Source organism: Pseudomonas sp. LAP_36, assembly GCF_019456785.1.
Lineage (GTDB): Bacteria > Pseudomonadota > Gammaproteobacteria > Pseudomonadales > Pseudomonadaceae > Aquipseudomonas > Aquipseudomonas tritici.
Genome location: NZ_JAHZMS010000003.1, coordinates 247,114 through 262,294 on the forward strand (window position 1 = coordinate 247,114; position 15,181 = coordinate 262,294).

12 protein-coding genes and 1 pseudogene are annotated in these 15,181 nt (G+C 62.1%); all 13 read right to left on the bottom strand.

Features of this window, described 5'->3' with window-relative positions; translation table 11 throughout:
• Positions 1-67: 67 nt before the first annotated feature.
• On the bottom strand, positions 68-967 hold the full coding sequence (mdcH, locus tag JBO08_RS12190) for a malonate decarboxylase subunit epsilon (RefSeq protein WP_065871925.1): 900 nt from the start codon (positions 965-967) through the stop codon (positions 68-70).
• The gene (locus tag JBO08_RS12195; RefSeq protein WP_065871926.1) at positions 964-1,560 is read right to left on the bottom strand and encodes a malonate decarboxylase holo-ACP synthase; all 597 of its coding nucleotides are present in this window, start codon (positions 1,558-1,560) and stop codon (positions 964-966) included. Before JBO08_RS12195 ends, mdcH begins: the two co-directional genes overlap by 4 nt.
• Entirely contained in the window at positions 1,554-2,324 is a 771-nt protein-coding gene (mdcE, locus tag JBO08_RS12200) for a biotin-independent malonate decarboxylase subunit gamma (RefSeq protein WP_065871927.1), read from the bottom strand. The genes JBO08_RS12195 and mdcE overlap by 7 nt, the downstream gene beginning before the upstream one ends.
• Positions 2,321-3,163 carry a biotin-independent malonate decarboxylase subunit beta gene (locus JBO08_RS12205; RefSeq protein WP_065871928.1) on the bottom strand — a complete coding sequence of 281 codons (843 nt, stop codon included), beginning with the start codon at positions 3,161-3,163 and terminating at the stop codon, positions 2,321-2,323. The genes mdcE and JBO08_RS12205 overlap by 4 nt, the downstream gene beginning before the upstream one ends.
• Entirely contained in the window at positions 3,156-3,455 is a 300-nt protein-coding gene (locus JBO08_RS12210; protein WP_065871929.1) for a malonate decarboxylase subunit delta, read from the bottom strand. The genes JBO08_RS12205 and JBO08_RS12210 overlap by 8 nt, the downstream gene beginning before the upstream one ends.
• Positions 3,455-4,288, bottom strand: coding sequence for a triphosphoribosyl-dephospho-CoA synthase (locus tag JBO08_RS12215; RefSeq protein ID WP_065871930.1), 834 nt, complete (start codon positions 4,286-4,288; stop codon positions 3,455-3,457). The genes JBO08_RS12210 and JBO08_RS12215 overlap by 1 nt, the downstream gene beginning before the upstream one ends.
• Complete coding sequence (gene mdcA, locus JBO08_RS12220; RefSeq protein ID WP_065871931.1) at positions 4,289-5,959, bottom strand: malonate decarboxylase subunit alpha; 1,671 nt, start codon at positions 5,957-5,959, stop codon at positions 4,289-4,291. It abuts the gene before it with no gap.
• 119 nt (positions 5,960-6,078) lie between these two features.
• On the bottom strand, positions 6,079-6,801 hold the full coding sequence (locus JBO08_RS12225; protein ID WP_065871932.1) for a hypothetical protein: 723 nt from the start codon (positions 6,799-6,801) through the stop codon (positions 6,079-6,081).
• A 332-nt stretch (positions 6,802-7,133) separates the two neighbouring features.
• Positions 7,134-7,389, bottom strand: a pseudogene (locus JBO08_RS12230) (DUF6124 family protein).
• A gap of 331 nt (positions 7,390-7,720) precedes the next feature.
• Positions 7,721-8,113, bottom strand: a complete 393-nt coding sequence (locus tag JBO08_RS12235) for a hypothetical protein (protein WP_371913952.1) — start codon at positions 8,111-8,113, stop codon at positions 7,721-7,723.
• A 4-nt stretch (positions 8,114-8,117) separates the two neighbouring features.
• On the bottom strand, positions 8,118-8,501 hold the full coding sequence (locus JBO08_RS12240) for a polymorphic toxin type 44 domain-containing protein (RefSeq protein WP_065891354.1): 384 nt from the start codon (positions 8,499-8,501) through the stop codon (positions 8,118-8,120).
• A 390-nt stretch (positions 8,502-8,891) separates the two neighbouring features.
• On the bottom strand, positions 8,892-9,347 hold the full coding sequence (locus JBO08_RS12245) for a chemotaxis protein CheW (protein WP_010207210.1): 456 nt from the start codon (positions 9,345-9,347) through the stop codon (positions 8,892-8,894).
• A complete protein-coding gene (locus tag JBO08_RS12250; RefSeq protein ID WP_220074702.1) occupies positions 9,340-15,159 on the bottom strand; it encodes an Hpt domain-containing protein in 5,820 nt (1,939 codons plus the stop codon). Before JBO08_RS12250 ends, JBO08_RS12245 begins: the two co-directional genes overlap by 8 nt.
• Positions 15,160-15,181 lie beyond the last annotated feature (22 nt).

A 15,181-nucleotide genomic window follows, 5' to 3' on the forward strand; every position in this document is an offset into this window, starting at 1 on the left:
TGTTGTTGTCCTCAAAGTGCTCGATCGAAATTGTTGTTTTTGTGCTTCGACAGCCTTGGGTGGTGCTTTATCGGTGGCGGCGTTCCTCCTCTTGCAGCAGGGCCTGCAAGGTATCCAGGCGGGCGCCTTCATAGGCGATCACCGTGCCTTGTTCAAACACGCGGCGCGACAGGCCGGTGAGTACGGCGCCGGGGGGTAGTTCGATTTGCAGGCGCACGCCGCGCTCATAGGCGCTTTGCACGGTGCCGCGCCAGTCGACGACGCGGCACATATTGAGGGCCAGGTCGTCGCGTAGCTGTTCCGGGTTGTGAATAGGCCGCGCGCGCGTGCTGCTCAGGTAGGTAATGCGCGGCGCCTTGAGCGTAACGAATGCCTCGGCCAGCTCCTGCGCCGGTTGCTCCAGCAGCGCGCAATGGGACGGCACGCTGACGGCCAGGCGTTTGGCGATGCCGTTGCCTTTGATGCGGCTGGCGACCTGCCTCATGGCGGCGTCGCTCCCGGCGATCACGGTTTGGTTGTCGGCGTTGATATTGGCCAGGTACACCGGGGTTTCGGGGCTGTGGATATCAGCCAACAGATGTTCGACTGTGGATAACTCCGGGCCAATCAGGGCGGTCATTCCGTAGCCCTGTGGATAAGCGTTTTGCATCAGCTCACCGCGCAGGCTGACCAGTTTGATTGCGTCGTTGAAGTCCAGCGCGCCTGCGATCACCGCCGCCGGATAGGCACCGATGGACAGGCCCGCGACATAATCCGGGGTGTGTTGCAGCAGGCGCGCGTGGGCCACGCCAGCGATCAGCAGGCAAAGCTGAACAGCGCGGGTATTCACCAGGGCTTGCGCCGAATCCAATGCGCGAACGTCCTCACCCAAGGCATCGCTGGCTTGCTCCAACACAGCGGCCGGCAACGCCTGGAGCATGCCTGGGCGTTGGGCGCCCTGGCCGGGGAAGACGAGAAGGCTGCTCATGCCACGGCCTGCCATGGATCAAGCACGAGGTGCGCACCGCTGACGGTTTTGAGCAGCACACGGCGTGACCCGCTCGCCCATTCGCGCAAGGCGACTGCACCGAAAGGGGTTTGCAGTTGCAGGTCCACGGCGCACTCCGCCGTTTCAAGAATCGCCAGCAAATCTTCGGCATCACCTCGCGCCAATGGCTCGGGCGTGCGCACAATCAAATCCAGGTCGCTCTGGGCATGCAGCGCTTCGATACCCGTGGCCAGTTCGAAACCGGCGCTGCCAGTGACGCCCCAAGTTTCGTTCGCCAGCACCGTCTGCAGCGCCGCAAGTGCTCGCAGTGCGGGCAAGTTCCGTGGCGACGCCACGGCGCGCAAAGCTTCCGGTACTACGCACCGCTGCACCGCCGCGAAGGGCATTTCAGCAGCAAGCCGCTGCTCACGCAAACGCCCGCGCACACCCACTGCAACCAGGCCCGGCTCGACGATGGCGCGACGCACCACCACCGGGTGACCGGCACCAATCACCTCCACTGCCCAGGCCGGCGCATCAGCAGGCAGGTGCGCCGGGGTCATGCCCCAGAGCAGGTCGTGCGCGTTCACCATTGTTCCCGCAGCAGTTGGCGAACATGGCTGGACGCAGCGCGATTGGTTGCACCAAGGCGCCCGCTCAAATCACTGCCCCCGATATCCTTGATCGCACTCACCAGGCAATCGCTGACGCGCGCCACGTCTTCCGCCGTTGGCTGTTCGATCTGGCTGACCGACAAGGTCTCCCAAAGCAAACCGAGGCTGGCATAACTGTCGATGTCATAGGCCATCGGCGGCACGCTGGCGGCCAAGGCTTCCAGTTCTTCGACACTGCGCAGGGTCACCCGCGCCGCCGACGCCTTGCCCATGGCGTGCACCATCACACCGGGGTCGCGCAGGGCGATCAGGCGGTTGGCCTGGTACCCGTGGGCGAGGAATGCACCGGACATGGCTTTACCTACCAGCAGCGCAATCACCGGATGCCCGGCCAGTCGCGCGCGGGCGTAGCTGTCAGCGGCGGCGGCCAGCGCCTGGTGGATGCCGAGGGCTTCTTCGCGACGTCCGTAGGCTTGGCTCGGCACATCGACGATGGCGATCAGCGGGCGCTTGTCGCCTTTCTCGATGGCTTCATCCACCGCCTTAGCGAGCCCCCAACCTTCCAGCAACCCGACTTCACCACTGCGTGCGCGGGGGAAGCGATTGTGTTCGTCGGTGACCACGGCCAGAAAGCGCACGGCGTGTTCGCCCACTACGCCGTCGGCCACTTTCAGAGAATCCGGCAAACCCGAAACAGGCGTCGCGCCGACGCTCAATGCGTTGAACCACTGCAAACCTCTCATGAGCGTTCTCCTTGATACAGCTCGCGCACCGCCGCCGGGTCGATTTGCGGTGTGGTGTCCAATTCGGCCAGGCGCGCCAGGTAATATTCGGCCTGACGGCTGCGTTGCTGGGCGGGCAGGCCTTGTTCCAGCAGTGCGCTGACGGTCTGCTGAATCTGCGCCACATCGTCTGCCACATAACGGTCGGCCAGGCCGCTGTTGAAGCGCTGCTCACCGCCGGTAAGGCTCCAGATGAAAGGCCGGTCGCGGGAGTCATATTCTTCAAGCCCCGCTTCCTGTTCGATCACTTGCGGGCCATTCAGGCCCAGACGCGCTTCACGGGTGACCACGAGATAACTGCACAGCCCGGCCGCAATCGACATACCGCCAAAGCAACCGACACTGCCCGCCACCACGCCAACTACCGGCTGGTATTGGCGCAGGTCGACAATCGCCGCATGGATATCCGCAATCGCCGCCAGGCCCAGGTTGGCCTCCTGCAAGCGCACGCCACCGGTTTCCAGCAGCAGGACTGCGCGGGTCGGAATGCCCTTGCGATTGTCTTCAGCCGCCAGCTCCAGAGCGCCTGCGATTTTTGCACCGCCGACTTCACCCAGGCTGCCGCCCTGGAAATTGCCTTCGATCGCCGCGATCACCACCGGCAAGCCAGCGATGCAGCCCTTGGCGATCACCACGCCGTCATCGGCTTGCGGCACCACGCCTTGACGGCTGAGCCACGGCGACATAACGCGCTGGAACGGGTCGATCAATTCGCGATAGGAACCTGCATCCAGCAGCGCCTTGGCCCGCTGCCGCGCACCCAATTCAACAAAGCTGTGTTTAGCGAGCAAGTCAGTCATGACCAACCTCCTCGAAGCCTTGTTCCAGACGCAAACGCACCACGCCGGGGGTCGCGCCGAAATCGTGGATATCAATCTTCAACGCCGGTGGCGTCTGCTCCTGGAAGATGCGTTCGAACAGATGCTGCCAGCGTTGCTCGGCGCCCTTCACCGAAGTCTGCACCTGGATGGTCAGCGTGCCCGGCGTGCCTGGTTCCAGCAGCACTTCCAGGTCGCCCGAGCCGACACAACCCACCAGCGCGCGGCCTTTTGGCGGCTGCCCGGCGGGGAATTCAAAGGATAAGGTTTCCATCAAAACGCTCCGTCGAGACGATCGATAAACAGGCAGGCGGCCAACAGGTCAGCGGCGCCACCGGGGGAGGCATTCAGGGCCAGCAACTGGTTGTCCAGTTCGTGCAAGCTGCGACGCCCAGCGAGGCTTGCGCTGCCACCGGCGTCCAACACCGCTTGAGCGCCTTTTTGCATGGCATTCAACCCCTCGATACCCGCGCGGTAGAGCACGCAGGTGTCGGCCAGGTCAGTCATGATCGCGAGCAAGGCATCCAGGCGAGCGTTCTGTTCGCCGGTATTTTGCTGACGGCTTTTGCGCAGTTGCGGCAGGCCACGTTGCATCACGGAGGGGAAGCCGAGTTGCGCTTCCTCGCGGGCGCCGCGGGCGCCGTAGCGTTGGGCAACCTGGGCGCCGTGGCTCATGGGCTGGGGCGCGAAGCGGTCGTTGAGCAAGGCTAATCTGGCGGCGGTCAGCGTTATGGCGCGTGGTTCCAGAGCGGCGGCGGCGGTCAGCAAGCCGAGCGCCCAGATGGCACCACGATGGGTATTCACGTCGTTGGTGGTAGCGAGCATCGCCAACTCCCCTTCCCGGCCAATGCGCCCAAGGGCTTCGCGCAGGGGTAAACCGACCTCACCGAATTCGATAGCCGCCTCAGCCATCTCCTTGAACATCGGCCACAGCGACAGCGCCGAGGCGTGCATCAGGCCCAGGTGCAGATCGCTGTGGGCGCCGTTGCCACGCCGGTCCACCAACGCAGGTTTGGGTGACAGGTCCGCCTCGTCGATCAGCGCATCGACGGCCATATCCGCCAGGCGTTCAGCCAGGCTCAGTTCATGCAGTTTGAGGGCGCGCATTTACCAGCTCCTGAATTTGGCGGGCGGGTTGTACAGGCCACCGGACCACTCCACCAAGTCAGCCACGCTTTTGGCGGCCAACAGTTCGCGGGTGGCGTCGGTGCGACGGATGCCTAAGTCTTCGGGCAAGGCGATCAAGCCTTCGCGGCGCATGCGTGCGGTGTCCTTGGGGTTGTGGCGCATGCCAATGGCAGTCACCCCGGCAACGGCGGCGATCATCGCCTGGCGCTCCTCAAGGGAACGCGCCTTGTACAGGTAGGCAATGCCTTCTTCGGTGAGCAGGTGAGTCACGTCGTCACCGTAGATCATGATCGGCGCCAGCGGCATGCCGCTTTTGCGCGCCACTTCCACCGCGTCGAGGGTGTCGACGAAGGTCGGTTTACCGCCTTCCTGGAAGGTCTCGACCATTTGCACGACAAGCTTTTTGCCGCGTTCTAGCAAAGCTTCCGGGGCGTCGCCGTGGCGCATATCGAGCCAGGCTGGCGTGCCATGGCGACGGCCGCGCGGGTCGTGCCCCATGTTCGGCGCGCCACCAAAACCGGCGAGGCGGCCACGGGTCACGGTGGAAGAATGGCCGTCGCCGTCGACTTGCAGGGTGGCGCCGATAAACAGGTCCACCGCGTATTGGCCGGCCAGTTGGCAGAACATTCGGTTGGAGCGCATCGAGCCGTCGCGGCCGGTGAAGAAAATGTCTGGCCGTGCGGCGATGTAGTTCTCCATGCCCAGTTCAGTGCCGAAGCAATGCACGCTTTCCACCCAACCGCTTTCGATGGCGGGGATCAGGGTTGGGTGCGGGTTGAGGGTCCAGTTGCGGCAGATCTTGCCCTTGAGGCCGAGGGATTCGCCGTAGGTCGGCAGGATCAACTCGATGGCGGCGGTGTTGAAGCCGATACCATGGTTGAGCGACTGCACATTATGTTTTTCGTAGATGCCGCGGATCGCCATCATCGCCATCAGCACGTGGACTGGCTTGATGTGACGCGGGTCGCGGGTGAACAGCGGTTCGATGTAGAACGGCTTGTCAGCCACCACCACAAAATCCACCCAGCTCGCCGGGATGTCGACGCGGGGCAAGTCGGTGACGTCGTCGACCAACTGGTTGACCTGCACGATGACGATGCCATCGCTGAACGCGGCGGGCTCGATCAACGCCGGAGTGTCTTCGGTGCTGGCACCGGTGTAGATATTGCCGGCGCGGTCGGCCATGAAACCGGCGGAGAGCACCACGTTGGGGATCAGGTCCACCACCAGCCGTGCGTAGAGTTCGATATAGGTATGGATCGCACCGATTTCCAGCAGACCGTCTTCCAGCAACTGGCTGATGCGCAGGGATTGGGTGCCAGCAAAGGAGAAGTCGAGTTTGCGTGCGATACCTTTTTCAAACAGGTCCAAGTGCTCGGAACGGCCGACGCTGGGCATGATCATGTGCAAATCGTGGAGCTTGGCCGGGTCGGCCTTGGCCAGGGAGCGCGAGAGAAAATCCGCCTGCTTTTGGTTGTTGCCCTCCAGCACCACGCGGTCGCCGGGCAGGATCAGCGCCTCAAGCGCCTCGACGATCCTGTCGCTGGGCAACACCGCCCCGTCTGCGTATTTTTTGACCAGCCCGAGCCGCCGTTGCTTCTCGTCGCGCCGCCGCGTCCAGCGCGAGTCGGGGGTGATTGTTGTTGTCATGGTCGCTCCACGGAGGTTGCTGTCGTGGGGCTTACCTTAGGAGTGATCCGGAGGACCATCAATCAAGCTGGATGTTGGACTGTTACGTCTGGGTTAATGATAAGCCAATGAACGCGGGTTCAGGTTCTGCGCCACTCGACCCGGTGGAACCATAGGGTCCTGAACAATGCCAACGCCGCAAAAACGTGCAGCCCCAACACGGCTGCCCAACTCCAACTCCACAGGCCCGAGAGCGACTGCGCGTAAACCGGCAATAGCAGCAAGAGCAGCGCCACCATCGCACAGGCCCCCAGTTGCTCCCAGTTTTTCAAGCGACTAGGATGGGACCCTATCGCGTAACCCAGCAATGCGCCCAGGCACACAAGCAGCAGGCTCAGCAGGTCATGCTCGCCGACGGGAGGCCACCCCAGCAGATTGAGAGGCAGGCAGACCGCGAACAACGTGAACGAGCAGATCGCGACATACACAAAGGCGTACTCAAGCGCATCCAGCAGACGATCACGGATAAACCCACGGGCCTGTTTGTCTTCATCCGGAGTCGGCCCCCGGGATATCGCAACCGCCAACAGACCTGACCCGAGACCACCCAGGGTCATGACCACTAAGTTGCTGACTACGCCCTTGATCGCCTTATCGTCATCGATCAGCTTGAGGCTTTCTAGATACATCAAAATAAACACCGCACCTGCGGAAGTGATTACGAACCCCCACAGCTTCCCACGATTGGACTGCACGTTCATGGTTACAGCCGCCGTGAGCACCAGCACCCCAAACCACATCAGCAACGCGCCAGTGAAACGGTTGAGGTCGTACATCCAGGCAAACCCATCCAAAAGCCACATTGCGTCGATCTTCTGTCGAAAAATTCCCCTCGCTATCGGCAGTGGAGCGGGGATCTTTACGATGGGGGAGCAAGTGTTCCGTGGCTCGTCGCAATTCCCAAGACGCCCTCCCCACACTTTGACCCAGTCAACCCCACTGATAGCTAGCCAACAGGTCCTCCGCATTTCCCGGCAAGGTGGTGCCGCAGTCAATCAAAAGTGGGAGCGGGCTTGCTCGCGAATGCGGTGGGTCAGTAATAGTTGCATGGACTGACACCCTGCCTTCGCGAGCAAGCCCGCTCCCACATTTGCCCGATGTTGTTTGTTAGATAGCAGTCCCATTAAGGGACCGATCAGTCCCTTTTTGGGACCACCTCCGGCGACGGGCTGACTTGCTCCAACGCCCTTTCGACCAACAATTGTCCGAACTCAGCCATTTGCTGAATCCCCAGCATGATTGCGCGCTGGGAAGCGTCCAGGTCGAAGGCCAGGTTGCAGGTGAGTGCGTTGAGGGAAGACAGGGTTTCGCCGGCATTGACCAGCAGGGTTTCGGTGGTTTGGGCGGGGTTTACAGTGAAGAGGGGCGGATTGGGGGGTAGGTTTGACCATGATTTACAGCTCCGATATGTGATGGAGACTGCCCTCTTTCACTTGCACGCAAATTAAGGTGGCAGCCGTGCGCAGGTGTGCAAGACCGGGCATATCGGACCCCGGCAGACCCCGAAGGATCTCCCACGCACAGCCGCCATAACAAATACAGCAGGCATAAAAAACGCCCGTTGGTTGGCTGGGCGTTTGCACGCCTAAACAGTTTCGTCGGACTTGCACGTCCGTGTCACCGTTTTTTGCGATGACGGGACGAAGACTAGGTGCGCTGACCGCACACGACAAGTTCACGCACTGCCCAAAATCTTGCAGGAAAAATCCGAAGCCAGCCGCTCTACAACTTCATGTCTATGCTCACAGCCCCCAAACCTTCAAGCGGATAGCTGCGGTACTCATAAACCTCACCACGAACAATGAGGTGAATGACGCCATCCTGCCGGATCACTTGAACATCCGGCGCGTTGGTTTTCAGAAAAGGATATTTCGAGACCAGCCCGGTAAGTATCTCCTGATCAGTATCCATGTCCTCATGAATGTAATACCTGTAGGAAAATCCGACCGTCGCACCACCCTGACCATCCCGAACCCCGTAGATCGACTTGCCGTTACTCAGAGAGTACTTGAGCACCACCTCATCCAACTCCGGCGCTCCAGGGCTCATCAGCCAACCAAAGCCCAAATAGCCCAGACACACCACCAACAGCCCATTGAGCAGACCTTGCACCATCCACTTAGTACCCTTGGGCCCTGGCATATTCGATACCCTCCTTTATCCAGTGCTGGTCACTATGATCGTCGCCATAAGGCGCATCACCCCACCAGTCTCCAAACTCTACCCGAGACGTACCCGCCGCTTTTTGCGCTGCTCCTGCCGCTCGTAACAACACACCCTCGGGAATACCCAACACCGTTCCGGTAACGCCATAGTTGAAGTTACCGAATGCCTCGTACTCACGGCTTTTCTGTTTATAGTCCCAAGGACCGCGCCCCCTGACCTGTGAGTAAAACCACGAATAGGTGAACGCCGAGCCCGGCTTAAGATGCATCCTACGGTTGTTGGCCAAGGCGATGTTGTCTTGCAGCGAAACGCCCGAAGGCATGGGAGGGACGGCCATTTGCGAATCCTTGCTGATGGGGTTGAGCGATAAAAACTAGCACTCAAAAATCAGTAAAAATACGGAGGTGAGACTTACAGAAATTTCAGACACGCTATCAGTCCGAGCCCTACATTGATGGCGCACGATAAGGAACGATCAAACAAAAGCGGCGGTAGGTTTTGGGGCCGCTTCGCGCCCCAGCGGGAGCAAGCTCCCTCGCCACAAAAGAGGTATGCAGGAAGCGGTTTGCGCGGATTGAGTGAATATCTGAGACGAGCGCAATCCAGTGTGGGAGCGGGCTTGCTCGCGAATGCGGACTGACAGTTGATACTTGTGTAGCTGACCCACCGTATTCGCGAGCAAGCCCGCTCCCACATTTTGATCTCCACAGGGTTTGAGGGTGGAGGCTCAGGCCAGGCCGGACTCTACCAATAGCGCTTCAAGCCCCATCAAATCCGGCACCTTCGCCACATGTTCCCCCACTTGCACCGCCGCCAACTCCAGCGGGCACAGCGGCACATCCACGTAGCTCAACTCGCTGTCGAGCTTGTAGGAGCGCGGAATCCCCTGGATCACCAGCGCAATAAACTTCAATGTCGGCCGGCCGCCCAAGGCATTCAACACCACAATCCGTGAGCGTTCGCCGGTCACACTGGCTTCACCGCACACCGCTTCAAAGCTGATCAATGGGATTTGCCGGTCCCGCCACGTCACTTGCCGCAAATACCACGGCGGCGCATCGCTGGCCGGTTCGCCGCGCTGGAAGTCGATCAACTCGGCGATGGCGACGTTGGGCAGCACCAGGTGGCGGTCGGCCAGGGGCAGGAGCAGGCCGGTGAGTTGGCTGGTGCGGTGGTCAAGCATGGGACTTGCTCCAGTAGGCGATGCTTTCCAGCAGCACCGACTCTTGATACGGCTTGCCGAGGTAGTCATTCACGCCGATGGCCATGGCGCGGTCGCGGTGTTTCTGGCCGGTGCGCGAGGTGATCATGATGATCGGCAGGCGCATCAGCCGCGGGTCATTGCGCACCTGGGTCGCCACTTCGAAGCCGTCCATGCGCGGCATTTCGATGTCGAGCAGCATCAGGTCCGGGGTGTGTTCTTCAAGCACAGCGAGCGCGTCGATGCCGTCTTTGGCAGTGAGCACGTTCATGCCGTTGCGCTCCAGCAGGCGACTGGTGACTTTGCGCACGGTAACCGAATCGTCCACCACCAACACCAGCAGCGGGCGCTTTTTCAGGGGGTCGTTGAGGATCAGCGGCACGTCAGCCGCTTGAGCCGGCAACGCGGGTTGACGGGCGCGGATAGGTGCCAGCAAGTCGATGATCAGTACCACACGCCCATCGCCCAGAATCGTCGCGCCGGACAAGCCCTGTACACCTGCAAACTGCGGGCCCAGGCCCTTGACCACGATTTCCCGCGTGCCGGCCATGGCGTCCACATGGATGGCAACGCGCCGCTCATTGCACTGCACCAACAGCACCGGCACCGGCTGGTACTGGCCTAACAGTTTCGGGCGGCTGACGGTCTGCAACAAGTCGCCGAGATAGAACAGCTCGTGGCGCTGGCCGGCGTACTCATAACACGGCGGATCCTGCTGATAGTGCCCGGCCAACTCATGCGGCAGCACGCGCACCAGGCCTTCGATGGTGTTGAGCGGGATCGCGTATTGATCGTCCGCACACTGCACCATCAGCGCGCGGTTGACCGACACGGTAAATGGCAGGCGAATGCGGAAATGCACACCCTCGCCCGGCGTCGAGTCAATGACCATCGAGCCACCCAACTGACGCACTTCCTCATGCACCACGTCCATGCCCACGCCGCGCCCGGAAATCTGGGTGATCTTCTCCGCCGTGGAGAACCCGGGCTGCAGGATGAACTGCAACACGTCGCGGTCGCTGATCTCTTGATTGGGGTCTAGCAAGCCACGCTTGATCGCCTTGCGCCGCACCGCTTCCAGCGGCACACCGGCACCGTCGTCACGCATGTCGAAGACAATGTCGCCGCCTTCATGGGTCAGGTCCAGGGTGATGCGACCCTTTTCCGGCTTGCCGGCCAGCAGCCGCACATCGCGGGGTTCCAGGCCATGGTCGACGGCGTTGCGCAGCATGTGTTCCAGCGGCGCCGCCATGCGCTCCAGCACGTTGCGGTCCATCTCGCCCTCGGCGTTGCCGACGATGAACTCCACGTCTTTGCCCAACTCGCCCGCTACCTGGCGCACGATGCGCTTGAGGCGCGGCAGCATGCGTTCGAACGGCACCATGCGCGTGCGCATCAGGCCTTCTTGCAACTCGGTGTTGATGCGTGCCTGTTGCTGCAACAGGTCGTGCGCATCCTCGTTACGGCGCTCAAGGGTGTCCTTGAGGTCAAGCAGGTCGGAGACGGATTCGGACAGCGCGCGGGACAGCTGCTGCAACTGCGAATGGCGGTCCATTTCCAGCGGGTCGAACTCTTCGTAGCCCAGGCGTTCGGCCTCGGCCTGCTGGCGGCTGAGGATGCGGCCTTGGGTTTCGGTGTCGAGACGGCGCAGTTGATCGCGCATGCGTTCGATCGTGGTTTCCACTTCCGTCAGGGCAATGCGTGCGTCGTTGACTTGCTGCTCGATTCGGCCACGGAAGATCGAGGTTTCACCGGCCAGATTGACCAAGTCGTCGAGCAGCTCGGCGGAGATTTTCACCATGTCGGCCGCCGGGTCGACGACTGCTTCCGTCTTGCCGGCTGGCAACGCCACGGGCGTTACCGGCTCTACGTTTGGGTGCACCAGGCCTTTGATGCGTTCGATGAGTTTGTCCACCGAGCCTACAGGCAGGCCATCCGCCACAGCGTCGATCATCTGCGCCAGGCGGTCATGGCAACCTTGCAGCAACGCGAACAGCTCCGCAGAGGGCGCGAGCAAGCCGGCGGACAGGCCCTCGTAGAGAAATTCCAGCTCATGGGCCAAGTCGCCAATGGGCGCAATTTCGACCATGCGCGCGCCGCCCTTGAGGGTGTGCAAGTCGCGCAGCAAAGTTTCCACTTCCTGTCGATTACCGGGCTCGGCCTGCCAGCGCAGCAATGCGCTGCCTGAGCTGTCGAGAATGTCGGCGGCTTCTTCGAGGAAAATATCCAGTAATTCAGGATCAGCGCCCGACGCTTGAGGCGCCTCGGCCGGTGCGGAAGGTGTGCTGTTCTGGCGGAACTCACGCAACGGGGCGATCAGCTCATTGGCATCGCTCAGGGGCTGGTGCTGTTGCAGTTCTTCAAGCTGCAAGGCCAGCCGCTCATGACTGGCCATCAGCAACAGGGACAGCTCAGGGGAGTAGCTGTAGCGGCGGTCCACCAACCCTTCGTACAGGCACTCCAGCTCATGGGCCAAGTCACCCACCGGCCCGATTTCGGCCATGCGCGCACCGCCCTTGAGGGTGTGCAAATCGCGCTGCAACGACGACAACGGTGCGGCGCTGTCGGGCTCCAGCAACCAGCGTTTGAGCGACTGCCCGGCGCTGTCGAGGATGTCCACGGCTTCTTCGAGGAATATGTCGACAATCTCGTCGTCTATCGCCGTTTCATGCTCCAACTGCTGCGTGGCGGCGCCCAGCTCGGAAATGCTCAGCGTGCGGCTGCCGTCGCTTTTGATCAGGCCGGTGGCGGACGGATCGAGGGCTTCGTTCAGCAGACCGCGCAGGGCGTGGACCCGTGCCGGGGCCGGGCTGACTTCCTGGCCGGCGGCCAACTGGTCGAGCATGCTGATCAGCGCTTCATGGGCTTGCTCAGCTTCTTGGAAAAACCGCTCGCTGACGGCCAGGCTGCTCTCTTCCACGGCGCCATAGAGGTCGAGCAGGGCTTCGCAGAGTTCGTCGATGGCGTGCAGGTCGGCAACGTGCGCGCCCTCCCCCAACGTGGTCAATTCGTCCAGCAGCGCGGTGAGTTCCTGGCGCTCGCCGGGGTGCTCTTGCCAGCGGCGCAGCAGGCTTTCGGCGTCGAGCAGGATGTCCATGCCCTGGGCCAGAAAGTTGGCGATCAGTTGCGGGTCACGCTTGATGTGCAAGCCGCTACTCGGCGCGTCGAGCAGTGCTTCGAGCTGGTGATCCAGCAGGCGTTGGGTGCGGCTGATCAAGTCCTCTGCGCCTTTGATCGGCGCCAAGGGATCGCTGTCCAAATCACGCAGCCCGCGTTGGAACAGGTCTTCGGCTTCCAGCAACAACTCCACTTCGTCCAGGTCCAGCGGCAGGCGGTGAGCTTTATATTCGCGGGTCAGGTGGTCGAGGGGGCGCACCAGTTCGGCGATGGGCAACACGCCGGCCATGTAGGCGCTGCCCTTAAGGGTGTGCAAGGCGCGTTGCAGCTCATCGCTGACTTGCAGCGGCACATGCTCGGCAGCCTGTTGCAGGAAGTGGTTGAGGCTGTCCAGATGGCTTTGGGCTTCGTTGCGGAAGATCTCCAGCAACATCGGGTCGTGGGACTCTGCGACCGGCGCTTGCGTACCGCTGGCGAAGGCGTGGGCACGTGCAGCCAGGGCGTCGACTTCATCGCGCTGGTGTTGGTCGTCGGTGGCGAAGTCGGCGATCAGCTCCGGCAGCAAGGCCACCGCTTCATCCAGCACCTGTTGCACCTCGGGGCCCAGGACAACGCTGCGTTCCAGCACGCGGTTGAGCAAGTTTTCCACGGCCCAGGCCAGCTCCGCCAGGACCAGGGCGCGCACCATGCGGCCACTGCCTTTGAGGGTATGGAAAGCACGGCGCATTTCGCCCTGGGCGGTTTTGTCGGTGCTGTTGGGCAGATTGCGGTGCAGCGCCTCGAGGACTTCGTCGGTTTCTTCGAGGAAGACTTCGCGCAGCTCATCGTCGATGGGTTCTTCATCGGCCGGTGGCGGCAACAGGCTGCCGGGGCGTTGCAGGGCCGGCGGGTTCAGGCGCGACGTTGGACTGGCCAGTGCATCGAACTGGGACTGGCTGGGCGTTATCTCACCCGAGAGTGCGCCATCCGGTGCAGCCAAGGCTTGGCGCCAGGGCTTCTCGGCGGGCAGGTAACCCAGTGCGGCCAGGCCTTGGGTGGCCAGTTCCAGCACCCGTTCGCCGACGGCGTCCGGGTCTTGGAGCATACGTTCGAGGTAGTACTCCAGGCTGCTGATCACGTCAGCAAAATGCGCAAGCTGCATCTCGGACGGCGGCGCATCGGTGCCCATCAATTGCTCGTCGACGTAATCAGTGCATCCGCGCATCAGGCTCGCCGCGCGGGGCAGCGGGATCATCGCAAGGGCGCCGCGCACCTGACTCAGCAGTTCCGGTAGGGACTCAAGGCGCTGGCGGTCCCAGTCGGCTTCGATGCAGTCGATCACCAGTTCCTTGGCTTGCTTGAGGCACTGGCAGGACTCGCGGATCACCAGTTGGTGGATCTGGGTCAGGTCGGTAGTCGGCAGGCGGCTTTCTTCGCGGCTTTCCGGCTCGACGGTACCGACCATGCCGGCCAGTGTGGCTTCGACATAGAGCAAGGCTCCAGCGACGTCCATCAACACGGCATCGTTGGGCTCGCGCTGACCTTGAGCCAGGCTCAGCACCACAGCAAGCTGGTCGATGATGACTTTGCGCGGTTGGCCGAAGCCCAGCACGGCCAAGGTGTCGGCGATCTGCCGCAGCGGCGCGAGCAGCGCCTCCAAGTCATTAGTGTGCTGGCGGTCGCTGCGTACGAACAAGTCGAGGCGTTCTTTTACCCGTACCAACTCCTCACACAACGCGCCGAGTACCGAGCCCATCGCATTGCGATCCGGCCCGGCCAGGCGGGCGCGCTCGGCGTCGACCACCGCGCTGTCAGGCAAGGCCTCATCCAAACCGTAGCGTTCCTTGAGGCTTTGCATGCGCGGCGTCGGTCGGGTGACCTTGGCGACATAGAACAGCAAGCTTTTGAGCAACTCATCCGGCGCCGGCTGGTTGACCCCGCCGATCCCCTGGGCGAGCAGGCGCTTGAGCTGTTTGTCGCTGGCCTTGAGCAAGCTGCGCAGGGCCGGGCTGTTGGCGATCACACCGGTGAGCATCCCTTCGACCAAGGCCGAGGTGACTTGCCACAGTGGCAACAGCGGCGCGCCCTGGCACAACGCTTCAAGACGCGCGAACACTCGCGCCATGTCTTCCAGGTTGCTTGGGCCGTGGTCTTCGCGCAACAAACCCGCCAAGGCTTGTTGCAGCAGTTGGTGCCACCGGCGCAGTTGCTCTTTCAGGTCAGGCGCCGCGCGTTGCGCCAGCGTTTCGTCGGGCAGCGGCGCAATCGACAGCAGTTGCGGGCTGAACAGGCTGGTCTCCGACAGCAGGCTTTCGCCGCGTGCGCTGCGCAGGTCGTTGAGCAGCGGCAACACCACCAGCGGCAGGTCGCGTCGGGCGCTGTGCACACGCTCCAGATACAGCGGCAATTGGTTGAGGGCCTGTTGCAGCAGACGGATGCTTTCATCGTGCTGGCTGACGCGCCCGGCTTGCAGGGCCAGGGCGAGTTCTTCGATTTCCTCAGCCAGCAGCGCTGCGCCGTAGAACTCGACCATTAGCAGCGCGCCATGCACCTGGTGGATGCCGGCCAGGCACTCGCTTATTGCGTCGCCGTCAGTGGTTTCGACATACGCGTCCAGCGCCGAACGGGCCTGTTTCAGGGTTTCGGCAATGTCGCCCTTGACCCATTCGAGGGCCACGTAGTCGTGCCGATCAACCATAACTGCTCCGCTTAGAATTCGT

Excerpts from the sequence above, each read along its gene's own strand:
- JBO08_RS12250 (WP_220074702.1), bottom strand. The coding sequence starts at position 15,159 with ATGGTTGATCGGCACGACTACGTGGCCCTCGAATGGGTCAAGGGCGAC.
- JBO08_RS12225 (WP_065871932.1), bottom strand. The coding sequence starts at position 6,801 with ATGTGGCTTTTGGATGGGTTTGCCTGGATGTACGACCTCAACCGTTTC.
- mdcH (WP_065871925.1), bottom strand. The coding sequence starts at position 967 with ATGAGCAGCCTTCTCGTCTTCCCCGGCCAGGGCGCCCAACGCCCAGGC.
- JBO08_RS12245 (WP_010207210.1), bottom strand. The coding sequence starts at position 9,347 with ATGCTTGACCACCGCACCAGCCAACTCACCGGCCTGCTCCTGCCCCTG.
- JBO08_RS12215 (WP_065871930.1), bottom strand. The coding sequence starts at position 4,288 with ATGCGCGCCCTCAAACTGCATGAACTGAGCCTGGCTGAACGCCTGGCG.
- JBO08_RS12235 (WP_371913952.1), bottom strand. The coding sequence starts at position 8,113 with ATGGTGCAAGGTCTGCTCAATGGGCTGTTGGTGGTGTGTCTGGGCTAT.
- JBO08_RS12205 (WP_065871928.1), bottom strand. The coding sequence starts at position 3,163 with ATGACTGACTTGCTCGCTAAACACAGCTTTGTTGAATTGGGTGCGCGG.
- mdcE (WP_065871927.1), bottom strand. The coding sequence starts at position 2,324 with ATGAGAGGTTTGCAGTGGTTCAACGCATTGAGCGTCGGCGCGACGCCT.
- JBO08_RS12210 (WP_065871929.1), bottom strand. The coding sequence starts at position 3,455 with ATGGAAACCTTATCCTTTGAATTCCCCGCCGGGCAGCCGCCAAAAGGC.
- JBO08_RS12195 (WP_065871926.1), bottom strand. The coding sequence starts at position 1,560 with ATGGTGAACGCGCACGACCTGCTCTGGGGCATGACCCCGGCGCACCTG.
- JBO08_RS12240 (WP_065891354.1), bottom strand. The coding sequence starts at position 8,501 with ATGGCCGTCCCTCCCATGCCTTCGGGCGTTTCGCTGCAAGACAACATC.
- mdcA (WP_065871931.1), bottom strand. The coding sequence starts at position 5,959 with ATGACAACAACAATCACCCCCGACTCGCGCTGGACGCGGCGGCGCGAC.